The organism is Paraburkholderia bannensis NBRC 103871 (assembly GCF_000685015.1).
GTDB classification, from domain to species: Bacteria; Pseudomonadota; Gammaproteobacteria; order Burkholderiales; family Burkholderiaceae; genus Paraburkholderia; species Paraburkholderia bannensis.
In genome coordinates, this window is sequence record NZ_BAYA01000006.1 from 143,632 (window position 1) to 166,539 (window position 22,908).

Sequence of the window (22,908 nt, forward strand, 5' to 3'; positions counted from 1 at the left end):
CTGGACTGCCATTCAAGCCGTCAGGCAGTCAGCGCGCGGATCATGCCCGCAGCCACCGTGTGATGCGTTGCCTCGTCGATGAGGACGAACGCGCCGGTGCCGGGGTGCACATCATACAGGTCTGCGACCAGCGGCTTTTGCAGCGTGAGCGAAACGCGGCCGATGTCGTTCATGGCGAGGTTCTGGCGATCCACGGCGTGCGACAGCGTATGCACGTCGAGCACTTCCTTGATCGCGCCGATCTTCGCGAACACCGTGCTGGTGGTCTGCTTGAGCAGGTACTTGCGCTGCGGCGAGAGCGGCTCTTCGTCGAACCAGCAGAGATCCGCTTCGAGCTTCTTCGCCGGTTGCGTCTCGTCGTTGGCCGGCACGAAGGTGTCGCCGCGCGAGACGTCGACGTCTTCGGTCAGGCGGATCGTGACGGTCTGGCCCGCGAAGGCGCGATCGACCTGCGCCGTGCCGCCCGGCACCGGCGCGATGATTTCCGCGACCGTGGCTGCGCGGCCTGCCGGCAGCACCGTGATGGCGTCACCAACCTTCACTTCGCCGGCTTCGATACGGCCCATGTAGCCGCGGAAGTCATCGGCGCTCGAACCGTCCTGGCGCGCGACCCATTGCACCGGGAAGCGCAGCGCGTCGCCCGTTGCCTGCGCAACCGGAAGTTGCTCCAGCAGATCGAGCAGCGGCTCGCCCGCGTACCAGGGCATGCGCTCGCTCAGCGTCACGATGTTGTCGCCCTTGAGCGCCGACACCGGCACGAAACGCACGTTCTCCAGACCGAGCTGGCGCGCGAGATCGACGTAAGCTTCGCGGATCAGGTTGAAGGTCGCTTCGCTGTAATCGACCAGATCCATCTTGTTGATCGCGACGATCACGTGTTGCAGGCCGAGCAGCTTGACGATGGCGCTGTGGCGCTTCGTTTGCGGCAGCAGTTGCGTGACGCCGTTTTCGACCGTCACGCGCGTGGGGTCGATCAGGATGATCGCGGCGTGCGCCGTCGATGCGCCCGTCACCATGTTGCGCGTGTACTGCTCGTGGCCCGGGGTATCGGCGATGATGAACTTGCGCTTGGCCGTGGCGAAGTAGCGGTACGCCACGTCGATCGTGATGCCCTGCTCGCGCTCGGCTTCGAGGCCGTCCGTGAGCAGCGACAGGTCGATCTCGTCGCCGACGGTGCGCTTGTTCTTCGCACGCGAGAGCGCCGAAAGCTGGTCGCTCAAAACTGCCTTGCTGTCGTACAGCAGGCGGCCGATCAGCGTGCTCTTGCCGTCGTCCACGCTGCCGGCCGTGATGAAGCGCAGCACGCCGAGGTCTTCAGGTTGATGCGTCGTAACCATGTTCAATTCTTCCTCTGCGTGCTCTTTAGAAATAACCTTGCTTCTTGCGCTGTTCCATCGCGGCTTCCGACGCCTGGTCGTCCATGCGCGTGGCACCACGTTCCGTGATTTCGGTCACGGCCGTTTCGGCGATGATCTTCTCGACGTTGTCGGCATCGCTCGCCACCGGGCAGGTGCAGCTGATGTCGCCAACCGTGCGGAAACGCACCTGCGCCATTTCGCTGACTTCGCCTTCCTTCATCGGCGTGAGCGGCGTGACCGGCACGAGCAGGCCGTTACGGCGCACGATCTCGCGCTGGTGCGCGTAGTAGATCGACGGCAGTTCGAGCTTTTCGCGCTCGATGTATTGCCACACGTCCAGTTCCGTCCAGTTCGAGATCGGGAACACGCGCAGGTGTTCGCCGTTATGCAGACGCGCGTTGTACAGGCTCCAGAGTTCCGGGCGCTGGGCCTTCGGATCCCACTGGCCGAATTCGTCGCGGAACGAGAAGATGCGCTCTTTCGCGCGGGCCTTCTCTTCGTCGCGGCGCGCACCGCCGATCATCGCGGTATAGCCGTATTCTTCGATGGTTTCGAGCAGCGTGACCGCTTGCGCAGCGTTGCGCGAATCGGTTTCGCGGCGCAGGCGCACCGTGCCCTTCTTGATCGAATCTTCGACGTGACCGACCACGAGTTCCGCGCCGATTTCGGCTGCGCGGCGATCGCGGAAGTCGATCACTTCTTCGTAGTTGTGACCCGTGTCGATGTGCACGAGCGGGAACGGCAGCGAGGTCTTGCGGTTCGCGCCCAGACCAAACGCCTTCAGCGCGAGCGCGAGCACGACCACCGAATCCTTGCCGCCCGAAAACAGCAGCGCGGGCTTGCTGCACTCGGCGACGAGTTCGCGCAGGATGTGGATCGACTCGGCTTCGAGCCAATCGAGATGGTCCATGCGGTTCGCCGTGACCTGAAGCGGCGCGTTCACTGCGGAGTCGAGCGTCGTGCTCATGTTCGGAATCCTTCGTCTGATCGCGCCCCGTCGCCGGAAAGTCCCGGAAATCAGGGCGCGTTACTCTGTATTCGACTTCGCTACCGTTCGCTATAACGCTGAAAGCGGCGCGAAAACTTCAATCTTAGCTCGCGTGGCCAATCGCGGAAACCAGAGGCGAAACTTCCGCCGCCGCCTCGACCACCGGAATCGCGGAAACCGACGTGATGTGCAGCCCGCATTCCTTCGTGTCGCGCGATTCCCACCACCAGCGGCCCGCGCGGCTGTCTTCGCCGGGACGGATCGCACGCGTGCAGGGTTCGCAGCCGATGCTCGGGTAGCCGCGTGCGTGCAGCGGATTCACCGGCACGTCGAAGCCGCGCAGGTACGCCCAGACATCGGCTTCAGTCCAGTCCGCGAGCGGATTGAACTTGTCGATGTTGCGGGCTTCGTCGCGTTCTTCCTCGTGCAGCTCCGCACGCGTGACCGACTGCTCGCGGCGCTGGCCCGTGACCCACGCCGACACGCCCGACAGCGCGCGGTTGAGCGGCTCGACCTTGCGGATCTCGCAGCAGCGCTTGCGCAGATCGACGCTCTCGTAGAACGCGTTCAGCCCATGCTGCGTGACGTATTCGTCGATCGCGTCCTGCTGCGGACGGAACTGCTCGATCTCGTAGCCGTAGCGCTCGCGCACCGTGTCGATCATGCCGACGGTTTCCGCGTGCAGGCGGCCCGTGTTGAGCGAAAAAATGCCGATCTTCACGCCGCGCGACAGGATCGCGTGGGTGAGCAGCATGTCTTCGGCGGCGAGGCTGCTGGCTAGCTTCACGTCGGCATGACGTGCAGCGATCGAATCGAGCAGTGCGTCGAGGCGCTCGATCTTCGCTTGCAGGTCAGCCGTGATTTCGCTGGCTGGCGTGGAAGAAGCGGTCGTCATGCTGCAACGCCTCGCTGGCCTTCCTTGCGGCGGAACAGCGGCGACGGCTCGTCGAACGCGCCCTGGTACTGCACCGTGAATTCGGTGAACGCCTTCAGCGCGTCGTTGATGTCCTTGTCGGCGCGCAGCGCGTAGGCGTCGAAGCCGCAGCGCTCGTAAAAACGCAGCTGGTCGCGCAGCACGTCGCCGATCGCGCGGATCTCGCCCTTGTAGCCATAACGCTCGCGCAGCAGACGCGCGATCGAATAGCCGCGGCCATCGCGGAACACCGGGAAATCGACGGCGATCAGCGCAACCTGGTCGAAATCGGCGACCACGTCCGCCGGTTCGCTGTCCGGCGCGAGCCACACGCCCAGATCGTCCTTGCCGCGCGCGGCGACGAGCGCCTCGCGGTTGGCCTGGAAGTACGCGAACGGAACCAGCACCTTGCCCGCGGGCAGCGCGGCCACATCGGGCAGCACGCCGTCTTCGGCGGCGCGCACGACCTGCCAGCTGTCTTCAACGATCTCGCGATTCTTGATGATCAATGCCATTGCTTAACTCTCGTATCTCGTTGCGGGCGTGTCAGGCGTGGGCGGCCTGGCGCTGTGCGTACACGCGCTCCTTGAACGGCGCCATGCCGATGCGGTCGTAGGTGTCGATGAAACGTTCGCCGTCGATGCGCTGCTCGACGAACGTATCGATCACCTTCTGCACCACGTCGGGCATCTCTTCCGCCGAGAACGACGGGCCGATCACGCGGCCAAGGCGCGCGCCGTTGGCGCCGTTGCCCTGTTCGCCGCCGAGCGACACCTGATACCACTCCGAACCGTCCTTATCCACGCCCAGCACGCCGATGTTGCCGACGTGGTGGTGACCGCACGAGTTCATGCAGCCCGAGATGTTGAACGACAGGTCGCCCAGGTCGTAGACGAAATCGAGGTTGTCGAAACGCTCCTGGATTGCCAGCGCGATAGGAATCGACTTCGCATTCGCAAGCGAGCAGAAGTCGCCGCCCGGGCACGCGATGATGTCGGTCAGCAGGCCGATGTTCGCGGTCGCGAAGCCTTGTTCCTTCGCCTTTTCCCACAGTGCGAACAGGTCGCGCTTCTTGACGTCGGCGAGAATCAGGTTCTGCTCGTGCGAGACGCGGATCTGGCCGAACGAGTATTCATCGGCCCAGTCGGCCACGGCTTCCATCTGCTTGTCGGTGGCGTCGCCCGGCGCGATGTTGCGCGGCTTGAGCGAGATCGTGACCGACGCGTAACCCGGCACGCGGTGCGGGCGCGCATTGCGCTCGACCCAGCGCGCGAAGGCGCGGTTTTCCAGCAGGTGCTTTTCGTACGACGTGTCGGTGTCGGCGAGCTTTTCGTAGGCCGGCGGCACGAAATACTGCGACACGCGATCGACTTCCGCCTGCGTGAGCGTCGACGGGCCGTCCTTCAGGTGCTGCCACTCTTCTTCCACTTGCTGCGCGAACTTCTCGGGCGAGAGCGCCTTCACGAGAATCTTGATACGCGCCTTGTAGAGGTTGTCGCGGCGGCCGTAGCGGTTGTACACGCGCAGCACGGCTTCGCAGTAGGTCAGCAGGTGCTGCCACGGCAGGTTGCGCTTGATGATCGCGCCGATGATCGGCGTGCGGCCAAGGCCACCACCCGCGAGGATGCTGGCGACCACTTCGCCCTGCTCGTTGCGCTCGAGGTAGACGCCCAGATCGTGGATCTGCACGGCGGCGCGGTCTTCCTTCGAACCCGAGACGGCGATCTTGAACTTGCGCGGCAGCCACGCGAATTCGGGGTGGAACGTCGACCATTGGCGCATGATCTCGGCCCACGGGCGCGGATCCACGACTTCGTCGGGCGTCACGCCCGCGAACTGGTCGGCGGTGATGTTACGGATGCAGTTGCCCGAGGTCTGGATGCCATGCATCTGGACGGACGCGAGCTTGGCGAGGATTTCGGGCGTTTCTTCGAGCTTGATCCAGTTGTACTGGATGTTCGAGCGCGTCGAGAAATGGCCGTACTCGCGATCGTGCTCGCGCGCGATCTGGCCGAGCATACGCAGTTGGTCGCTACGCAGATTGCCGTACGGAATCGCGACGCGAAGCATATAGGCGTGACGCTGGTAGTAGAGACCGTTCTGCAGGCGCAGCGGGCGGAACTCTTCTTCGCTCAATTCGCCCGACAGGCGGCGGCGAACCTGGTCGCTGTATTGCACGACGCGCTCGTCGACGATGGTCTGGTCGTACTGATCGTATTGGTACATTCGGGGACCCCAGGGTTGTATCAATCGCGGCGTTCCGGTTACGCCACGTTCTCCGACTTCGACTTGGCTAGTTCTGGCCCTGCTACATCGCAACTGGCCGGCGCCTTCAAATCGCCGGTCATGTGCTAATGACCAAAACAGATATCCATATTGGAAAAGTTGGGGAAATGGTAATAAACTCGCCTTATATTTCAAACGATCTAAAAATCAGGTTGATATGCCAAGGGGTTATATATGAACCTCCACCAGTTCCGCTTCGTCCGCGAGGCCGTCCGTCAGAACTTCAACCTCACGGAAGCGGCGAAGGCACTGTATACAAGCCAGCCCGGCGTCTCGAAGGCGATTATCGAGCTCGAGGACGAATTAGGGGTCGAAATCTTCACCCGCCACGGCAAGCGCGTGCGCTCGCTCACGGAGCCGGGCCGCATCATCCTGGCGTCGGTGGAGCGCATCCTCCAGGAAGTGGAGAGCCTCAAACGCGTAGGTAAGGACTATGCGGCCCAGGATCAAGGCAACCTGGTCATCGCGGCGACCCACACCCAGGCGCGCTACTCGCTGCCCGCGGCCATCGCCGAGTTCAAGCGGCGCTTTCCGAAGGTGCATCTGTCGATCCTGCAAGGCAGCCCGACCCAGGTCGCCGAGATGGTACTGCACGACCAGGCCGACCTGGCGATCGCGACCGAAGCCATCTCCAACTATAAGGAACTGGTCTCGCTGCCCTGCTTCACCTGGCACCACGTCGCCGTGATGCTGCCCGATCACCCGTTGCTGGAGCGCAAGCCGCTGTCGCTCGACGATCTGGCCCAGTTTCCGCTGATCACCTACGACAACGCGTTCGCGGGCCGCACCAAGATCAACGAGGCGTTCCGCCTGCGCGGCCTGTCGCCGGACATCGTGCTCGAAGCGATCGACGCCGACGTCATCAAGACCTACGTGGAACTGGGTCTGGGCGTGGGGATCATGGCCGACATCGCCTTCAATGCCGAGCGCGACCGCCATCTGCGCGCCGTGCCGGTGGGTCATCTGTTCGGCAGCAACGTGACGCGGGTGGCGCTCAAGCAGGGCGCGTATCTGCGCAGCTACGTCTACACGCTGGTCGAGCTGCTCTCGCCGACCCTGAACCGCAAGCTGATCGAACAGGCACTCAAGGGCGAACACGAGACCTACGAGTTGTAAAAGCGCGGCGCCGGGCCAACGACTGCGCCGCCAGCACGACCACTAACTAGAACGCTTCTCGCTTTTTTCCTTCCTGGAGACCGCTGCATGAAGTCGTATCTGCGTCTGAGTTCGTCCCTGCGTCCGTTCGCCATGGCTGCCGCCTTCGCGCTGGGCGCGGTCGCCCCCGCCGCGCACGCCGACCTGAAAGTCGGCATCGACCTGTCGAGCACCGGCCCGGCCGCCGCCATCGGCATCACGAGCAAGAACGCGATGCTGATGTGGCCCCCGACGATTGCGGGACAAAAGGCCGAGTACATCGTGCTCGACGACGGCTCAGACCCGGGCGCGGCCGTGCGCAATATCCGCAAGCTCATCAACGAAGATCACGTCGACGTGATCGTCGGGCCGAACATCACGCCCGCCGCCCTCGCCGCACTCGACCCCGTCGCCGAAAGCAAGACGCCGATGATCACGCTGGTGGGCTCGGCGTCCGTGGTCGAGCCGCAGCAGGGCACGCGCGTCTGGGCGTTCAAGATGGCGCAGACCGACGCGGCGATGGCCGACGTCATGACGCGCTACATGGCCGCGCACGGCGTGAAGACGGTGGGCTTCATCGGCTTCGCGGACAGCTACGGCGACAGCTGGCTCAACGAGTTCACGAAGTTCGCGAAGGAACGCAACATCCAGGTCGTGGCGACCGAGCGCTTCAACCGCACCGACGCCAGCGTCACGGGCCAGATCCTCAAGCTGATCGCCGCGAAGCCCGACGCCGTGCTGATCGCGGGCGCTGGCACGCCGACGGTTCTGCCGCAGCGCACGCTCGTCGAGCGCGGTTATAAGGGCGCGATCTACCAGACTCACGGTATCGCCACGCCTGAGTTCATCAAACTCGGCGGCAAGGACGTCGAAGGCACCCTGTTCCCGACCCAGCCAGTCGTGGTCGCGCGCACCTTGCCCGCCGATCAACCGGCGCAAAAAGCCGCTCTAGCCTTCGTGGATGCGTATGAGGCCAAGTACGGCCCCGGCACGGTCACGCAGTTCGCGGGCGACGCGGCAGGCGTGTATCCGCGTTTGCAGGACGCCGTGTCGCGCGCGCTCAAGGCCGCGCAGCCGGGCACCGAGGCGTTTCGCGTCGCGCTGCGCAGTGAGCTTGAACACGCGCACGAAGTGGTCGTGCCCAACGGCATGGTCAACACGAGCGAAAAAGACCACGTGGGCCTGGATCAGCGCGCGAGCGTGATGGGCACGATACGCGGCGGGAAATTCGTGTATCTGGGGCAATAACACAGCGCCAGGCGCGGGTAGCAGCGCGAACGGTGATTGCGGGTCTGGGAGAAGTCGAATATCGCCTCGCGGTCGGCCAGCGCGAGCGGCGACCATTCGACCCTCAACTTCTACGCTTGCGTGAACCGGAAGGCTGCGACCCGACGGCTTGCGGCTCGGGCGCCTCGCTCGTCACGGCGGCTCGCCGCTTCGCAAAATGTGCCTCCACGTCCTCATCGGCAATCGCGGGGCGCGGATCTTCCAGCGCCTCGCGCACCTTCGCGCGAAACCATGCGTCGTGCGTGGCCGGATCGACCGCGAAATCGAACGGCAGCGCGCCTTCGTTCGCGATCCGCGGAATTCATCCGAATGGCTAATCCTGCGCGCGGCACCTGCGCGTTTTCCCCCTGTCGGCGGCAAGGCGCGGCGCGAAAGCCCTTTGGTACAATCTCGCGGTTGCATGGCACCGTTTTTGACAGCTCGTCAGCAAACGGCCGCCCGCCCAGAAAATCCGAAAGAACCCCAACGCCGAGTCACCATGAACATCGAACAAGCGCGTTTCAACATGATCGAACAGCAAATCCGCCCCTGGGAGGTGCTCGACCAGGACGTGCTGAATCTGCTCTCGATCGTCAAGCGTGAGCACTTCGTCCCCGCCGCCTACGCGGATCTCGCGTTCGCCGACCTCCAGTTGCCGCTGCCCAATGGCCAGCACATGCTGCATCCGCGCGTCGAAGCGCGCGTGCTCCAGGAGCTCGCGGTGAAGAAGCACGAAAGCGTGCTGGAGATTGGCGCGGGTTCGGGTTACATGGCGGCGTTGCTCGCACACCGCGCGCAAAAGGTCGTGACGGTCGAAATCGACACGGAACTCGCCGAATTCGCGCGCGCGAACTTCGTCAAGAACGGCGTGCTGAACGCCGAAGTCGTGCAGGGCGACGCGTCGCGTGGCTGGGCCGCAAATGCGCCCTACGACGTCATCTGCGTCTCGGGCGGCCTGCCCGTCGTGCCGCAGGAACTGCTCGAACAACTGAAGGTGGGCGGACGTCTGGCCGCGTTTGTCGGCAGCGCGCCGGTCATGGAAGCCCAGATCATCACGCGCATGGACGAAAAGCAGTACCGCGTCGCCAGCGTCTTCGAAACCTGGGTCGAAGCGCTCGAAAACGCCGTGCAGCCGCCGCGCTTCAAGTTCTAAAATCCAGCTTTAGCATTGAGCTTCAACACCGCAGCCGGGCAGCATGCCCGGCCGGTTCACTCTCCAGATTGAGTCTTTCATGCAGATCCTGACCGCTCCCGCCCTCGCCGAATGGCTCGCCGATTCCTCGCGCCCCGCTCCCGTGCTGCTCGACGTGCGCGAACCGTGGGAAATCGAAACGGCAAAGATCGACGGCATCGTCTCGATTCCGATGGCGCAGATCCCCGCCCGCAGCGAAGAACTGGACGACGAAGCGGAAATCGTCTGCATCTGCCATCACGGCGCACGCAGCGCCCAGGTGGCGATGTTCCTGCAGTCGCGCGGCTTCACGAAGGTCTTCAACCTGCAAGGCGGCATCGACGCCTGGTCGCGTCAGGTCGACCCCAAGGTGCCGACGTACTGATCGCGCGATCCACGGATCGCACCGATAAAAAAGGGCGCAGCCTCACAAGGCCGCGCCCTTTTTCGTTGCATCGCTCACGTCAGTCGATTTCGCGCAGCACCAGCGCCACGGTCGAGAAAATCTCCTCGATCTGCTTTTCGTCGGCAATCAACGGCGGCGAGAACGCCAGAATGTCGCCCGTAAAGCGGATCAGCACGCCCTTCTGGTAGCAGCGCACGAACGTCTCATACGCCCGCGCGCCAGGCGCGCCTTCGCGCGGCTCCAGCTCCACCCCGCCCACCAGGCCCAGATTGCGCACGTCGATCACGTGCGGCTCGCCGCGCAGCTTGTGGATCTCGCGCTCGAAGACCGGCGCCATCTGCGCCGCGTGCCCGAACAGGCCTTCACTCTCGTACAGATCGATTGCCGCGCAGGCTGCCGCCGCCGCGATCGGATGGCCCGAATACGTATAGCCGTGGAACAGCTCGATCCCGCCGGGCGCAGCACCCACGATCTGGTCGTGAATGCGGGCGCTCGCGGCCACGGCGCCCATCGGCGCGGCCGCATTGTTGGTGCCCTTGGCCATCGTCAGCAGGTCGGGCGTGACGCCGAAATAGTTGGCCGCGAACGGCGCGCCCAGCCGCCCCCAGCCCGTGATGACTTCGTCGAAGATCAGCAGGATGTCGTGCTTGTCGCAGATCTCGCGCAGGCGCTGCAGGTAGCCTTGCGGCGGCACTAGCACGCCGGCCGAACCCGCCACCGGCTCGACGATCACGGCAGCGATCGTCGACGGATCGTGCAGCGTGCACAGCCGCTCCAGATCGTCGGCGAGATGCGCGCCCCACGTGGGCTGCCCCTTCGAAAAGCCGGCCTCGTGGATATTGAGCGTGTGCGGCAGGTGATCGACCGACGGCAGCAGTTGCCCCGAATAGGCCTTGCGATTGGGCCCGATGCCGCCCACCGAAATGCCGCCGAAACCCACGCCGTGATACCCGCGTTCACGCCCGATGAAACGCGTGCGCTGCCCTTCGCCGTGCGCGCGATGAAAGGCCAGCGCGATCTTGAGCGCCGTATCGACGGCCTCCGAGCCCGAGTTCGTGAAGAAGATGTGCTTGAGATCGCCGGGCGTGTGCTTTGCGATTTTCGCGGCAGCTTCGAAGGCGACCGGGTGGCCCATCTGGAAGGTCGGCGCAAAGTCCATTTCCGCTGCCTGCGCCTGCACCGCGGCGACGATCTCGTCGCGGCAATGCCCGGCGTTCACGCACCACAGCCCCGCGGTGCCGTCGAGAATCTGCCGCCCGTCGTGCGAGGTGTAGTGCATCCCCTTCGCGCCGACAAGCAGACGCGGCGCGCGCTTGAACTGCCGGTTTGCGGTGAAGGGCATCCAGAACGCGGACAGATCGGGCAGGCTGGCATTCATCTGCATCTCCTTTTCAAGGTTGAGCGAAGAACAACAACAAGCAAAGAGGCCTCTGGAAATTCAGTGTAGGCAGTGGCCGACACATGCGCATGGCATGCACAACGAAGTAGCGCGCCTGCACTTGCGCACGCTTGTATAGCGGCCGCGATCAGCGTCATGCACCGCATCGTCCGGCGATCCCGAGCGTTTTCGCACTGCAACGATGCAGCGCGCCCGAACATGCGTCGCATTGCACCACATTCGTGTGCGCGTTGCGCCGCGCGACGCGCCATGCACACCGTCAGGAGCTTGCTGCTGCACGCGTCGCGCATATCTCCGTACTTAAGCGTGCACTGGCATAGCCCTTGCAGTAATGGTTCGGCAAGACTGATACGAACAGCCGGCGCATCACCCAACGACCCATGCGCCACGACCATGACTTCACCCAAAGGGGCAATGCAATGAAACGTCGCAGTCTGTTGAAATTCGGGACGATGTCGGGCGCACTCGCACTTGCAGGACGCGTGCAGTTCGCGCACGCCGACACGGGCAGCGGCCCCATCAAGGTCGGCATCCTGCATTCGCTCTCGGGCACGATGGCGATTTCGGAGACCTCGCTCAAGGACACGGCGTTGATGACGATTGCCGACATCAACAAGAACGGTGGCGTGATGGGCCGGCAGATCCAGCCGGTGGTGGTCGACCCGGCGTCGAACTGGCCGCTGTTCGCCGAAAAGGCGCGCCAGCTGCTCACCCAGGACAAGGTCGCGTGCGTGTTCGGCTGCTGGACGTCGGTGTCGCGCAAGTCGGTGCTGCCGGTGTTCGAGGAACTCAACGGCCTGCTCTATTACCCGGTGCAGTACGAAGGCGAAGAGATGTCGCGCAACGTGTTCTACACGGGTGCCGCGCCCAATCAGCAGGCAATTCCCGCGGTGGAGTACCTGATGAGCAGCGAAGGCGGCGGCGCCAAGCGCTTCTTCCTGCTCGGCACCGACTATGTGTATCCGCGTACGACCAACAAGATCCTGCGCGCCTTCCTGCACTCCAAGGGCGTGAAGGACAGCGATATTCAGGAGGTCTACACGCCGTTCGGCCACAGCGACTATCAGACCATCGTCGCGAACATCAAGACCTTCTCGCAGGGCGGCAAGACCACGGTGGTCTCGACCATCAACGGCGATTCGAACGTGCCCTTCTACAAGGAGCTCGGCAACCAGGGCATCAAGGCGACGGACGTGCCCGTCGTCGCGTTCTCGGTGGGCGAAGAGGAACTGCGCGGCATCGACACGAAGCCGCTCGTCGGCCACCTCGCGGCGTGGAACTACTTCATGTCGGTGAAAGGCCCGAACAACACGAAGTTCAAGGAACAGTTCGAGCAATGGGTCGCGACCAACAACCTGCCGGGCGGCAGCAAGCGCGTCACCAATGACCCGATGGAAGCGACCTACGTGGGCATCCACATGTGGAAGCAGGCCGTCGAAAAAGCAAAGAGCACCGACGTCGACAAGGTTCGCGTGGCGATGATCGGCCAGAGCGTGCCCGCGCCCTCGGGCTTCACGCTGACGATGGACGGCAACCACCATCTGCACAAGCCCGTCATGATCGGCGAAATTCGCGGCGACGGTCAGTTCAACGTGGTGTGGAAGACCAAGACGGCGATCCGCGCGCAACCGTGGAGCCCGTTCATCGCCGGCAACGAAGGCAAGCCCGATGTCGTCACGCAGGACGTGCTGCCCGAATTCCTGCGCCGCTCGCGCACGGCTTGATGCGGTGTCGTTGAGCCGCGTCTGAAGTACCCGGCGCGCGACGCGACAGCGTTCGCATCGCGCGCACGATCTGCCCGAACGGGGCGCACCGCATCGTCCTTGCGCCGCGCCCCGCATCAAGAAGAAGACATCATGGCTCTCTCATTCTCGAGGTTCGCCCGCACGGGGCTGCGCCATGCGCTCGCCGCCGCTGCGCTCTTTGCGATGCTCGGCACGAGTGCATATGCGCTCGACACCGCCGATGTCGCGCCGCTCGGCGCCGATGACTTCGATGCGAAGTCCGCCGCCATCGACAAGCTCATTGCCACGCACGACGCCGCTTCGCTCGCACTCCTAAAAGCTTTGTCCGAAGACAACGTCACGGCCACCGATTCCGGCGAAGTGCTGATCCAGGACGGCGACAATGCACGCGACGCCGCCACCGGCAAAGCTGTGGCTGCGAATGTGGCATCCAGCGCCCAGCCAATCACGCTGAACAACCAGTTGCGCTCCAAAGTCGCGGGCGCGCTGTCGGGCCTGCAACTCGCGTCGCCCGATGTGCAGGCGCGCGGCGCGGCCATCGCCGAGTTGCTCAAGAACCCCGATCCGTCGATGAAGCCGATGATCGACGCGGCCCGCGCGAAGGAAACCGATCCCACACTCAAGCGCCGTCTCGACACGCTCTGGGCCATGAGCGCGCTGCGCGATCCCAACGCGGCGACGCGCCTGGAAGCGACGAAACTCGTCGCCGCGCGTCACGACCTCGACATGTACGAACTGCTGCGCCCGCTCGTCGCGAAGAACGCGAGCGGCGCCTTCAACGAACCCGACGCCGACGTGCGCGCCGCCGCGCAGCAAGGCATCGACGCACTCGATTCGATCCAGCGCCGCAGCCAGATCTTCGGCACGCTGTTCGCGGGGCTGTCGCTGGGCAGCGTGCTGCTGCTCGCCGCGCTCGGGCTGGCGATCACCTATGGCCTGATCGGCGTCATCAACATGGCGCACGGCGAATTCCTGATGATCGGTGCGTACGCAACGTATGTGGTGCAGACGCTGTTCCAGCGCTATGCGCCCGGCGCATTCGACTGGTATCCGCTGCTGGCGATTCCGGCTTCGTTCGTCACCGCTGCGCTGATCGGCGCGGTGATCGAGCGCCTGGTGATCCGCCATCTCTATGGCCGCCCGCTGGAGACGCTGCTGACTACGTTCGGCATCAGCCTGATCCTGATCCAGGCGACGCGCATGCTGTTCGGCGCACAGAACGTACAGGTCGAAAACCCCGCGTGGATGAGCGGCGGCGTGACCGTGATGCAGAACCTGATCCTGCCGTACAACCGCCTTGCGATCCTGGCGTTCTCGCTGATCGTCGTGGGCATCGCGTGGACGGTGCTGACGAAAACGCGCCTGGGTCTGTTCGTGCGCGCCGTGACGCAGAACCGCCGCATGGCCGCGTGCGTGGGCGTGCGCACCGCGCGCGTCGATGCGTGGGCCTTCGCGTTCGGCGCGGGCATCGCGGGTCTGGGCGGCTGTGCACTCTCGCAGATCGGCAACGTCGGGCCGGATCTCGGCCAGAGCTACATCATCGACTCGTTCATGGCCGTCGTGCTGGGCGGCGTGGGCCAGATCGCGGGCACGGTGATCGGCGGCTTCGGTCTCGGGCTGGTGTCGAAGGCCATCGAGCCGTTCTGGGGCGCCGTGCTCGCAAAGATCGCCGTGCTCGTGCTGATCGTCCTCTTCATCCAGAAGCGTCCGCAGGGGCTGTTCGCCCTCAAGGGCCGTAGCGCGGAGGCTTGAACATGACCGTCGCCTCTTCTACTTCGCCGCGTCATGCGCTCGGTGCGCACGACAGCGCTGCCGAGACCTTCGCACTCGGTCTGCCCGCGCGCCCCGCCCTGCTGTCGCGTCGCGCGTGGATTGCGCTGATCGCGCTCATCATCGCGATGGGCGTGGGCGTGCCGCTGTGCGCGCTGGTGCTGCCGCAATCGAGCGCACTGCATCTGTCCGCCTACACGATGACGCTCGCAGGCAAGCTGATGTGCTACGCGATCGCCGCGCTCGCGCTCGATCTCGTATGGGGCTATTGCGGCATCCTGAGCCTCGGCCACGGGCTCTTTTTCGCGCTGGGCGGCTACGCCATCGGCATGTACCTGATGCGCGAGATCGGCCACGACGGCAAATACGGCAGCGACCTGCCCGACTTCATGGTGTTCCTCGACTGGCATTCGCTGCCATGGTACTGGCAGGGCACGCAGCATCTGGGCGTGGCGCTGCTGCTGGTCGTGCTGGTGCCCGCCGTGGTCGCGTGGGTATTCGGCTTCTTCACGTTCCGCTCGCGCGTGAAGGGCGTGTACCTGTCGATCATCACGCAGGCCATGACCTTCGCCGCGATGCTGCTGTTCTATCGCAACGAAACGGGCTTCGGCGGCAACAACGGCTTCACCGATTTCAAGCGCATCGCCGGCATGCCGATCACGCATCCGGGCACGCGCACGGTGCTGTTCCTGATGACGTTCGCCACGCTCGTGCTGGCGTTCCTGGCGGCGCGCGCCATCGTCACGTCCAAGCTCGGGCGCGTCGTCACGGCCGTGCGCGACGGCGAAACGCGGCTCATGTTCCTCGGCTACAGCCCGCTTGGCTACAAGCTCTTCATCTGGACGCTGTCGGCCGTGCTGTGCGGCATCGCGGGCGCGCTGTACGTGCCGCAGGTCGGCATCATCAACCCGAGCGAGATGTCGCCCGGCAACTCGATCGAAATGGCGATCTGGGTCGCCGTGGGCGGACGCGGCACGCTGATCGGCCCGATCATCGGCGCCTTTGCCGTCAACGGCGCGAAGAGCTTTTTCACGGCTTATTTCGCCGAATACTGGCTGTTCTTCCTCGGCCTCATCTTCGTGCTCGTGCCGCTGTTGCTGCCTAACGGCATCATGGGCCTGATCGAGGCCGCGGTAAAACGCCTTGGAGGCAAGCGCGCATGAACGGACACATCCTCCTCAACGATCCGCTCAATCACAACCCGTTCGACGACGACGAGACGCTCACGGTCTCCGGCGTCGCCAGCATGGGTCACGTGGTCGAGCCCGGCGCCATCGACATCTCGCACGGCACGATCCTTTATCTGGAAGACGTGACCGTGAGCTTCGACGGCTTTCGCGCGCTCAACAAGCTGTCGCTCGCCATCGACGCCGGCGAGCTGCGCTGCATCATCGGCCCGAACGGCGCGGGCAAGACCACGATGATGGACGTCATCACCGGCAAGACCGCGCCCGATTCGGGCAAGGTGTTTCTCGGCCAGACGCTCGACCTCACGCGCATGAACGAACCGTCGATCGCGCGCGCGGGCATCGGCCGCAAGTTCCAGAAGCCCACGGTGTTCGAGCAGCATCCCGTGTGGGAAAACCTCGAACTCGCGATGAAGGCCGACAAGGGCTGGTTCGCGACGCTGCGCGCGCGCCTGGATCGCAACGCGCAGGCGAAGATCGAGCAGACGCTGGAAATCATTCGCCTTGAGAGCGATGCACGGCGCCTGGCGGGCGAGCTTTCGCACGGCCAGAAACAGCGGCTCGAAATCGGCATGCTGCTGATGCAGAAGCCGCAACTGCTGCTGCTCGACGAACCCGCCGCCGGCATGACCGACGACGAGACGATGGAGCTGGCCGCCCTGCTCAACCGCCTGCGCGGCAGCTGCTCGATGATGGTGGTCGAGCACGACATGGAGTTCGTCGCCGCGCTCGCGGGCGAGACCGGCCGCGTCACCGTGATGGCCGAGGGCCGGGTGCTCGCGCACGGCACGCTCGACGAAGTGAAGCGCGACGAGACCGTGATCGAATCGTACCTGGGACGTTGATCCCGTTCCTCATCGCCTGACCATCGACATCCTTAGCCATGCTGAACATCGAATCGCTGAACCAGTACTACGGCGGCAGCCACATCCTGCGCAATGTCTCGATGACGGTGCCGCAAGGCGAGCTGACCGTGCTGCTCGGGCGCAACGGCGTGGGCAAGACCACGCTGCTGCGCTGCCTGATGGGCGTGGTGCCGACCAAAAGCGGCACGATCGCCTGGGGCGAGCACGCGCTCACGAAACTGCCCACGCATGCGCGCGTGGCGCAGGGGCTCGCGTATGTGCCGCAAGGCCGCGATATCTTTCCGCGCCTCACGGTCGAAGAGAACCTGCTGGTGGGCGCGGCGAGCAAGAAGCGCATGCCCAAGGGCGTGCCGGAACATATCTACGCGCTCTTCCCCGTGCTCAAGGACATGAAGGCGCGGCGCGGCGGCGATCTTTCGGGCGGCCAGCAACAGCAGCTTGCGATTGGCCGCGCGCTGATGAGCGATCCGCAACTGCTGATTCTCGATGAGCCCACCGAAGGGATCCAGCCGTCGATCATTCAGGATATCGGCCGCACGCTGCGCAGGCTCGTCGAGGAGATGAACCTCACGGTGCTGCTGGTCGAGCAGTATTACGACTTCGCGAAAGCCATCGCGGATCGCTACTGGGTGATGAGCCGCGGCGAGATCGTCGCAGGCGGCGCGGGCGCGCAGATGGATGCGGACGGGGTGAGGGAGCTGATTGCGGTTTGAGGGGGCTTACGTGGACGGTGCGCCGGCGGCTCAATAATCGGCGCATGCTATCCTGCACGCCACGTTCCGCCCCTGCCCGCTCGAAAACCGCATGTCGCTCCACGAAGATCACGCCGCGCTCGCCAACACCACGCTTCGCAACCCGGCACCGCCCGAATGGGCCGCGAAGCTCGAACTCGGCTTCGAGCTGCAGAAGGCGCGCACGGCGCTTACGCATCGCCTGCATTCCGGGCCGTTGCGCGTGCAACGACCGCTCTACCCCGAAGGCGATGCGATCTGCCACGCCGTGATCGTGCACCCGCCAGCGGGCATCGCGGGCGGCGACCGGCTCGACATCGACGTGAACGTGGGCGACGGCGCGCACGCGGTCATCACGACACCGGGCGCGACCAAGTGGTACAAGTCCAACGGCCGCGTCGCGCGCCAGCGCATCCACGTGCGCGTGGGCGCGGGCGCGAAATTCGACTGGCTGCCGCAGAACAATCTGGTCTTCGATCACGCCCATGCCGAGCTGGACTTTGCACTCACGCTCGCCGAAGGCGCTACCGCCATCGGCTGGGACGCCATGCAACTGGGCCGCCAGGCAGCCGGCGAGCGCTGGTCGACCGGCATGGTGCGCTCGCTCACGCGCGTGATCCGCGCGGCGACGCCCGACGCGGCCGAGCCCGCCGAAGAGCAACTGCTCTGGTTCGAGCGCGCGCTCATCGACGCCACCGATCCGCTGCGCGATGCGCCGCAAGGGCTCGCGGGCTATCCCGCGTTCGGCGTGCTGTGGGCGATCGGGCCTGCGTGCAACGACGCGCTCGCGCAGGACATGGCCGCGACGCTGCCCTTCGACGATGCGCTGCGCTCGGGCGCAAGCTGCGTCGCGCCGGGCGTGCTGCTCGTGCGCGTGGTGGCGCGCTCGATGGAGCCGCTGCAAAACACGCTGGCGCAATGCTGGTCGCAGCTGCGGCCGTTCGTGCACGGCGTGCCTGCCGCGCCGCTGCGCCTCTGGACGACGTAAGCCAGCGCACCACTACGGCGCATTTCCCGCGCCGATGCACAACATCACCTCACCCAATCGCCAATGCGGTGCATATCGGCACCGCATCTGGTGCATTCACGCTGTCCCCTTCACTGGCACAACCCTTGCTGTCAGCTTGCACCGATACGCGCGCGTTGCGTGCGAAGCTGCAAGCTGGGCGTAACCTCGCTACCGTAAGCTGATCTGGCGCAATCAAAGAGTGCGCGTTTATCCGCTTCGCATCGCCTTGCAGGCTCGCGCACGCACCCGCACCCAGCACTCCGCCCAAGACCCAGAACGATGAAGCTCACGCCACGCGAGAAAGACAAGCTCCTGATCTTCACCGCCGCGCTGCTCGCCGAAAGGCGCCGCGCCCGCGGCCTCAAGCTCAATTACCCGGAGGCCGTCGCCTTCATCAGCGCGGCGCTGATGGAAGCGGCCCGCGACGGCAAGACCGTCGCCGAGGTCATGCACTACGGCACCACGCTGCTCACGCGCGACGACGTGATGGAAGGCGTGCCCGAGATGATCCCCGACATCCAGGTCGAAGCCACCTTCCCCGACGGCACCAAGCTCGTCACCGTCCACCATCCGATTCCCTGAGGCTGCGCGCATGATCCCCGGCGAAATGCTCATCGATGACGGCGAAATCGAACTCAACGTGGGCCGCGAAACCGTGACCGTGACGGTCGCGAACACGGGCGACCGCCCCGTGCAGATCGGCTCGCACTTTCACTTCTACGAAGTCAACGACGCGCTGGCGTTCGATCGCGAAACCGCGCGCGGCTTCCGCCTGAACATCGCGGCGGGCACCGCCGTGCGCTTCGAGCCCGGCCAGGAACGCACCGTCGAGCTGGTCGCGCTCGCGGGCGACCGCGCCGTCTACGGCTTCAGCGGCAAGGTGATGGGCCCGCTCTGAGCGGCACGCCCGCGCCACCTTTCGAATTCATCAGGATTCCGATATGACCTTGAAGATCGGCCGCCGCGCCTATGCGGAGATGTTCGGCCCCACGACCGGCGACCGCGTGCGTCTCGCCGACACCGACCTGCTCATCGAGATCGAGCGCGACTACACCGTCTATGGCGACGAGGTGAAGTTCGGCGGCGGCAAGGTGATTCGCGACGGCATGGGCCAGTCGCAGCGCCTGCATGCCGAAGTCGCCGACACGGTCGTGACCAACGCCGTGATCCTCGACCACTGGGGCATCGTGAAGGCCGACATCGGCATCAAGGACGGGCGCATCTGGAAGATCGGCAAGGCCGGCAATCCGGACGTGCAACCGGGCGTGACGATTCCGATTGGCGCGTCGACGGAAGTGATCGCGGGCGAAGGCCAGATCGTCACGGCGGGCGGCATCGACACGCACATCCACTTCATCAGCCCGCAGCAGATCGACGAAGCGCTCGCCAGCGGCGTGACGACGATGCTGGGCGGCGGCACGGGCCCGGCAACGGGCACCAACGCGACCACCTGCACGCCGGGGCCGTGGCACATGGAGCGCATGTTGCAGGCCGCCGACGGCTGGCCGATCAACCTGGGCTTTCTCGGCAAGGGCAATGTGAGCCTGCCCAAGCCCGCCGAGGAACAGATCGCCGCCGGCGCGATCGGCCTGAAGCTGCACGAGGACTGGGGCTCGACGCCCGCCGCCATCGACAACTGCCTCACCGTTGCGGACGCAACCGATACGCAGGTCGCGATCCACACCGACACGCTCAACGAATCGGGCTTCCTGGAAGCGACCGTGGGCGCGTTCAAGGGCCGCACGATCCACACGTACCACACCGAAGGCGCGGGCGGCGGCCACGCACCCGACATCATCGCGGTCTGCGGCGAAGCCAACGTGCTGCCCTCCTCGACCAATCCGACGCGCCCCTACACCGTCAACACGCTCGACGAACACCTCGACATGCTGATGGTCTGCCATCACCTCGACCCGTCGATTGCCGAAGATATCGCCTTCGCCGAGTCGCGCATCCGCCGCGAAACCATCGCCGCCGAAGACATCCTCCACGACCTTGGCGCACTGTCGATGCTTTCTTCGGATTCCCAGGCAATGGGTCGCGTGGGCGAAGTCATCATCCGTACCTGGCAGACCGCGCACAAGATGAAGGTGCAACGCGGCGCGCTGCCGCAAGACTCGTCGCGCAACGACAACTTTCGCGTCAAGCGCTACGTCGCCAAGTACACGATCAATCCGGCGCTCACGCATGGCATTTCGCATGAAGTGGGTTCGATCGAACCGGGCAAATGGGCCGATCTGGTGTTCTGGGATCCGGCGTTCTTCGGCATCAAGCCGTCGCTGATCCTCAAGGGCGGCATGATCGCGCTTGCGCAGATGGGCGACCCGAACGCCTCGATTCCCACGCCGCAGCCCGTGCACTATCGCGAGATGTTCGGCACGCGCGGCCGCGCGCTCACGCAGACGTCGCTCACCTTCGTCTCGCAGCTTGCGCTCGACCTGGGCATGCCCGAGCGCTACGGCCTGCAAAAGCGTATCGTAGCCGTACGTAACTGCCGCAACGTCACGAAAGCGGACATGATCCACAACGCGTGGCAGCCGTCGATCAGCGTCGATCCGGAGACCTATCAGGTCGTCGCCGATGGACAATTGCTCACCTGCGAACCCGCCACGGTTCTGCCGATGGCGCAGCGCTATTTCCTGTTCTAAGTTCTGTTTCAAGTATTGAAGTACTGATATGCGTACGATCGACAAACGACTCACCGCGAAGCTCGCCAGCGTGCTGGTCAAGCGTGCGCCCACGCTCACGCTGCCCTACGACATGCGCTGCAAGAGCCGCTTCGCGGCCACGCTCGACAGCGGCGAGGAAGTGGGCGTGGTGCTGCCGCGCGGCACGATCCTGCGCGAAGGCGACATGCTCGTCGCCGACGACGGCGGCCTCGTGCGCGTGATCGCGGCGGCGCAAAGCGTGCTGCGCGTACGCGCGCACGACCGCCTCACGCTCACGCGCGCCGCGTACCACCTCGGCAATCGCCATACGCCCGTGGAAGTGGGCGTCGACGAACTGAAGCTTGAAGCCGATCCCGTGCTCGAAGACATGCTCAAGCGCCTGGGCGCGCAGGTCGAGCGTGTCGAGCTGCCGTTCGAGCCCGAATCGGGCGCGTACGGCGGCGGCCACCGGCATGGCCACGACGAGACTTTCGCCGAAGACTATGCGCTCGCGCAGCGCGTGTTCGACGAGCATCACGGCCACGCGGATTCGCACTCGCACCCACATTCGCACGGTCACGGCCACTCGCATGACCACGATCACGACTGCGGCCACGATCACGCGCATTGCGACGGCCACGCTCACGATCACAGCCATGAACATCGCTGAACTCACGGCGCTGCTGCATCTCGCCTCGCCCGCGTTGCCGATCGGTGCGTTCAGCTATTCGCAGGGGCTGGAGGCCGCAATCGACGTCGGCATGATTACCGGCGCCGACGACGCCGCACACTGGATTGCCAACGGCCTGGCCAACGTGCTCGCGCCCGGTGAATTGCCGTTCATCGCGCATCAGCTGGAGCGCTGGCGCGCACACGATACGCAGGCGCTGATCGACGCGAACGCGGAATTCATCGCGAGCCGCGAATCGGCGGAACTGCGCCGCGAGACTGCGCAGATGGGCTGGTCGCTGCGTCAGTTGTGTGCGCAACTTGAATGGGGCGACGCCGAACGGCGCGCCACGCTCGAACGCATGACGCCGGTTGCGCAGCCGAGCGCCTTCGCTTTCGCCGCGTGGGCGCACGATGCTTCGACCGAAGCAACGCTCGCCGCTTACGCTTTTAGCTGGGTCGAGAACCAGACGGCGGCGGCGCTCAAGGCCGTGCCGCTCGGCCAGCTTGCGGGCCAGCGCATCGTGGTGGCGCTGCGGCCCAGAATCGAAGACGCCGTGGCGCGCGCGCTCGCTACGCCGCCCGACGCGCTCAACACCTTTGCGCCGCAACTCGGCATTCTGTCCGCGCGGCACGAATCGCAGTATTCGCGCTTATTCCGCTCCTGAACTCATCCGCACGCTCCTGCATCGCACGACTCATGAACAACAAACGCACGAAGAAATTGCCGCCGCTGCGCGTCGGCGTCGGCGGCCCGGTCGGCTCCGGCAAGACCACGCTGCTCGAAATGCTCTGCAAGGCCATGCGCGAGCGCTACGACCTCGTCGCCATCACCAACGACATCTACACGAAGGAAGACCAGCGCCTGCTGACCGTCGCGGGCGCCCTGCCCGCCGAGCGCATCATGGGCGTGGAAACGGGCGGCTGCCCGCACACCGCGATCCGCGAAGACGCGTCAATCAACCTCGAAGCCGTCGACCAGATGCTCACGCGCTTTCCCGACGCGGACATCGTCTTCATCGAATCGGGCGGCGACAATCTCGCGGCCACCTTCAGCCCCGAGCTGTCCGACCTGACGATCTACGTGATCGACGTGGCGGGCGGCGAGAAGATTCCGCGCAAGGGCGGCCCCGGCATCACGAAGTCCGACCTGCTCGTCATCAACAAGACCGATCTCGCGCCGCTGGTGGGCGCGAACCTGGACGTGATGGCATCGGATGCGAAGAAGATGCGCGGCGAGCGTCCCTTCGTGATGTGCAATCTCAAGGCGCTCGACGGCCTCGATCAGGTGATTGCGTTCATCGAAAAGAAGGGACTGCTGGTCGGCTGAAGTGGTCTGCTGAAGCGGCGTGTGAACGCGCC

At 64.9% G+C, this 22,908-nt stretch carries 23 protein-coding genes; 16 read left to right on the forward strand and 7 right to left on the reverse strand.

What is annotated here, in order from left to right; translation table 11 throughout:
- Positions 1-20: 20 nt before the first annotated feature.
- From BBA01S_RS11935 to BBA01S_RS11955, 5 genes are all read right to left on the reverse strand, one after another.
- Entirely contained in the window at positions 21-1,337 is a 1,317-nt protein-coding gene (locus BBA01S_RS11935) for a sulfate adenylyltransferase subunit 1 (RefSeq protein WP_027816649.1), read from the reverse strand.
- 25 nt (positions 1,338-1,362) lie between these two features.
- Complete coding sequence (cysD, locus tag BBA01S_RS11940; protein WP_027816650.1) at positions 1,363-2,325, reverse strand: sulfate adenylyltransferase subunit CysD; 963 nt, start codon at positions 2,323-2,325, stop codon at positions 1,363-1,365.
- Positions 2,326-2,449: 124 nt separating this feature from the next.
- Positions 2,450-3,241: a phosphoadenylyl-sulfate reductase gene (locus BBA01S_RS11945; protein ID WP_042296865.1), complete on the reverse strand. Its 792-nt coding sequence runs from the start codon at positions 3,239-3,241 to the stop codon at positions 2,450-2,452.
- Positions 3,238-3,774, reverse strand: a complete 537-nt coding sequence (locus tag BBA01S_RS11950; RefSeq protein WP_027816652.1) for a DUF934 domain-containing protein — start codon at positions 3,772-3,774, stop codon at positions 3,238-3,240. The genes BBA01S_RS11945 and BBA01S_RS11950 overlap by 4 nt, the downstream gene beginning before the upstream one ends.
- A 31-nt stretch (positions 3,775-3,805) precedes the next feature.
- A complete protein-coding gene (locus tag BBA01S_RS11955; protein ID WP_027816653.1) occupies positions 3,806-5,485 on the reverse strand; it encodes a nitrite/sulfite reductase in 1,680 nt (559 codons plus the stop codon).
- Positions 5,486-5,719: 234 nt separating this feature from the next.
- On the opposite strand from BBA01S_RS11955, the gene BBA01S_RS11960 reads away from it, so the two are divergent.
- On the forward strand, positions 5,720-6,661 hold the full coding sequence (locus BBA01S_RS11960) for a CysB family HTH-type transcriptional regulator (protein WP_027816654.1): 942 nt from the start codon (positions 5,720-5,722) through the stop codon (positions 6,659-6,661).
- A gap of 132 nt (positions 6,662-6,793) precedes the next feature.
- Positions 6,794-7,927 carry an ABC transporter substrate-binding protein gene (locus BBA01S_RS11965; protein WP_042296962.1) on the forward strand — a complete coding sequence of 378 codons (1,134 nt, stop codon included), beginning with the start codon at positions 6,794-6,796 and terminating at the stop codon, positions 7,925-7,927.
- Positions 7,928-8,030: 103 nt separating this feature from the next.
- Here the strand turns inward: BBA01S_RS11965 and BBA01S_RS48630 are convergent, their stop codons facing one another.
- Positions 8,031-8,267, reverse strand: coding sequence for an antitoxin PaaA2 family protein (locus tag BBA01S_RS48630; protein WP_407668308.1), 237 nt, complete (start codon positions 8,265-8,267; stop codon positions 8,031-8,033).
- A 177-nt stretch (positions 8,268-8,444) separates the two neighbouring features.
- Here BBA01S_RS48630 and BBA01S_RS11975 point away from each other — a divergent pair, with 177 nt between their 5' ends.
- Together BBA01S_RS11975 and BBA01S_RS11980 are read left to right on the forward strand one after the other, a co-directional pair.
- Positions 8,445-9,098 (forward strand): protein-L-isoaspartate O-methyltransferase family protein, encoded by a 654-nt coding sequence (locus BBA01S_RS11975; protein ID WP_027816657.1) that lies wholly within the window; start codon positions 8,445-8,447, stop codon positions 9,096-9,098.
- Between the two features lie 79 nt (positions 9,099-9,177).
- Positions 9,178-9,501 (forward strand): rhodanese-like domain-containing protein, encoded by a 324-nt coding sequence (locus BBA01S_RS11980; RefSeq protein ID WP_027816658.1) that lies wholly within the window; start codon positions 9,178-9,180, stop codon positions 9,499-9,501.
- A gap of 79 nt (positions 9,502-9,580) precedes the next feature.
- Here BBA01S_RS11980 and BBA01S_RS11985 read toward each other — a convergent pair whose 3' ends face one another.
- Positions 9,581-10,900 carry an aspartate aminotransferase family protein gene (locus tag BBA01S_RS11985; protein ID WP_245641482.1) on the reverse strand — a complete coding sequence of 440 codons (1,320 nt, stop codon included), beginning with the start codon at positions 10,898-10,900 and terminating at the stop codon, positions 9,581-9,583.
- Positions 10,901-11,340: 440 nt separating this feature from the next.
- Between BBA01S_RS11985 and urtA the strand changes: the two genes are divergently transcribed.
- From urtA to ureG, 12 genes are all read left to right on the forward strand, one after another.
- Positions 11,341-12,645, forward strand: coding sequence for an urea ABC transporter substrate-binding protein (gene urtA / locus BBA01S_RS11990; RefSeq protein ID WP_027816660.1), 1,305 nt, complete (start codon positions 11,341-11,343; stop codon positions 12,643-12,645).
- A 132-nt stretch (positions 12,646-12,777) separates the two neighbouring features.
- A complete protein-coding gene (urtB, locus tag BBA01S_RS11995; RefSeq protein ID WP_084162120.1) occupies positions 12,778-14,418 on the forward strand; it encodes an urea ABC transporter permease subunit UrtB in 1,641 nt (546 codons plus the stop codon).
- 2 nt (positions 14,419-14,420) lie between these two features.
- Complete coding sequence (gene urtC / locus BBA01S_RS12000; RefSeq protein ID WP_027816662.1) at positions 14,421-15,599, forward strand: urea ABC transporter permease subunit UrtC; 1,179 nt, start codon at positions 14,421-14,423, stop codon at positions 15,597-15,599.
- Between the two features lie 83 nt (positions 15,600-15,682).
- On the forward strand, positions 15,683-16,468 hold the full coding sequence (urtD, locus tag BBA01S_RS12005; protein WP_245641489.1) for an urea ABC transporter ATP-binding protein UrtD: 786 nt from the start codon (positions 15,683-15,685) through the stop codon (positions 16,466-16,468).
- Between the two features lie 38 nt (positions 16,469-16,506).
- Positions 16,507-17,202 (forward strand): urea ABC transporter ATP-binding subunit UrtE, encoded by a 696-nt coding sequence (gene urtE / locus BBA01S_RS12010; RefSeq protein WP_027816664.1) that lies wholly within the window; start codon positions 16,507-16,509, stop codon positions 17,200-17,202.
- Positions 17,203-17,293: 91 nt separating this feature from the next.
- Positions 17,294-18,208, forward strand: a complete 915-nt coding sequence (locus BBA01S_RS12015) for an urease accessory protein UreD (protein ID WP_027816665.1) — start codon at positions 17,294-17,296, stop codon at positions 18,206-18,208.
- Between the two features lie 300 nt (positions 18,209-18,508).
- Complete coding sequence (gene ureA, locus BBA01S_RS12020; RefSeq protein ID WP_017773123.1) at positions 18,509-18,811, forward strand: urease subunit gamma; 303 nt, start codon at positions 18,509-18,511, stop codon at positions 18,809-18,811.
- A gap of 10 nt (positions 18,812-18,821) precedes the next feature.
- Entirely contained in the window at positions 18,822-19,127 is a 306-nt protein-coding gene (locus BBA01S_RS12025; protein ID WP_027816666.1) for an urease subunit beta, read from the forward strand.
- A 43-nt stretch (positions 19,128-19,170) separates the two neighbouring features.
- Positions 19,171-20,877: an urease subunit alpha gene (gene ureC, locus BBA01S_RS12030; protein ID WP_027816667.1), complete on the forward strand. Its 1,707-nt coding sequence runs from the start codon at positions 19,171-19,173 to the stop codon at positions 20,875-20,877.
- Between the two features lie 28 nt (positions 20,878-20,905).
- Positions 20,906-21,547 (forward strand): urease accessory protein UreE, encoded by a 642-nt coding sequence (gene ureE, locus BBA01S_RS12035; protein WP_027816668.1) that lies wholly within the window; start codon positions 20,906-20,908, stop codon positions 21,545-21,547.
- A complete protein-coding gene (locus BBA01S_RS12040; protein ID WP_027816669.1) occupies positions 21,534-22,214 on the forward strand; it encodes an urease accessory protein UreF in 681 nt (226 codons plus the stop codon). The genes ureE and BBA01S_RS12040 overlap by 14 nt, the downstream gene beginning before the upstream one ends.
- Before the next feature lie 32 nt (positions 22,215-22,246).
- Positions 22,247-22,876 carry an urease accessory protein UreG gene (gene ureG / locus BBA01S_RS12045; RefSeq protein ID WP_156965922.1) on the forward strand — a complete coding sequence of 210 codons (630 nt, stop codon included), beginning with the start codon at positions 22,247-22,249 and terminating at the stop codon, positions 22,874-22,876.
- The last annotated feature ends 32 nt before the right edge of the window (positions 22,877-22,908 follow it).

What these genes read in the sequence shown, in the direction of transcription:
- BBA01S_RS11935 (WP_027816649.1), bottom strand. Translation starts at nt 1,337, where the DNA reads ATGGTTACGACGCATCAACCTGAAGACCTCGGCGTGCTGCGCTTCATC.
- cysD (WP_027816650.1), bottom strand. Translation starts at nt 2,325, where the DNA reads ATGAGCACGACGCTCGACTCCGCAGTGAACGCGCCGCTTCAGGTCACG.
- BBA01S_RS11945 (WP_042296865.1), bottom strand. Translation starts at nt 3,241, where the DNA reads ATGACGACCGCTTCTTCCACGCCAGCCAGCGAAATCACGGCTGACCTG.
- BBA01S_RS11950 (WP_027816652.1), bottom strand. Translation starts at nt 3,774, where the DNA reads ATGGCATTGATCATCAAGAATCGCGAGATCGTTGAAGACAGCTGGCAG.
- BBA01S_RS11955 (WP_027816653.1), bottom strand. Translation starts at nt 5,485, where the DNA reads ATGTACCAATACGATCAGTACGACCAGACCATCGTCGACGAGCGCGTC.
- BBA01S_RS11960 (WP_027816654.1), top strand. Translation starts at nt 5,720, where the DNA reads ATGAACCTCCACCAGTTCCGCTTCGTCCGCGAGGCCGTCCGTCAGAAC.
- BBA01S_RS11965 (WP_042296962.1), top strand. Translation starts at nt 6,794, where the DNA reads ATGGCTGCCGCCTTCGCGCTGGGCGCGGTCGCCCCCGCCGCGCACGCC.
- BBA01S_RS11975 (WP_027816657.1), top strand. Translation starts at nt 8,445, where the DNA reads ATGAACATCGAACAAGCGCGTTTCAACATGATCGAACAGCAAATCCGC.
- BBA01S_RS11980 (WP_027816658.1), top strand. Translation starts at nt 9,178, where the DNA reads ATGCAGATCCTGACCGCTCCCGCCCTCGCCGAATGGCTCGCCGATTCC.
- BBA01S_RS11985 (WP_245641482.1), bottom strand. Translation starts at nt 10,900, where the DNA reads ATGAATGCCAGCCTGCCCGATCTGTCCGCGTTCTGGATGCCCTTCACC.
- urtA (WP_027816660.1), top strand. Translation starts at nt 11,341, where the DNA reads ATGAAACGTCGCAGTCTGTTGAAATTCGGGACGATGTCGGGCGCACTC.
- urtB (WP_084162120.1), top strand. Translation starts at nt 12,778, where the DNA reads ATGGCTCTCTCATTCTCGAGGTTCGCCCGCACGGGGCTGCGCCATGCG.
- urtC (WP_027816662.1), top strand. Translation starts at nt 14,421, where the DNA reads ATGACCGTCGCCTCTTCTACTTCGCCGCGTCATGCGCTCGGTGCGCAC.
- urtD (WP_245641489.1), top strand. Translation starts at nt 15,683, where the DNA reads ATGGGTCACGTGGTCGAGCCCGGCGCCATCGACATCTCGCACGGCACG.
- urtE (WP_027816664.1), top strand. Translation starts at nt 16,507, where the DNA reads ATGCTGAACATCGAATCGCTGAACCAGTACTACGGCGGCAGCCACATC.
- BBA01S_RS12015 (WP_027816665.1), top strand. Translation starts at nt 17,294, where the DNA reads ATGTCGCTCCACGAAGATCACGCCGCGCTCGCCAACACCACGCTTCGC.
- ureA (WP_017773123.1), top strand. Translation starts at nt 18,509, where the DNA reads ATGAAGCTCACGCCACGCGAGAAAGACAAGCTCCTGATCTTCACCGCC.
- BBA01S_RS12025 (WP_027816666.1), top strand. Translation starts at nt 18,822, where the DNA reads ATGATCCCCGGCGAAATGCTCATCGATGACGGCGAAATCGAACTCAAC.
- ureC (WP_027816667.1), top strand. Translation starts at nt 19,171, where the DNA reads ATGACCTTGAAGATCGGCCGCCGCGCCTATGCGGAGATGTTCGGCCCC.
- ureE (WP_027816668.1), top strand. Translation starts at nt 20,906, where the DNA reads ATGCGTACGATCGACAAACGACTCACCGCGAAGCTCGCCAGCGTGCTG.
- BBA01S_RS12040 (WP_027816669.1), top strand. Translation starts at nt 21,534, where the DNA reads ATGAACATCGCTGAACTCACGGCGCTGCTGCATCTCGCCTCGCCCGCG.
- ureG (WP_156965922.1), top strand. Translation starts at nt 22,247, where the DNA reads ATGAACAACAAACGCACGAAGAAATTGCCGCCGCTGCGCGTCGGCGTC.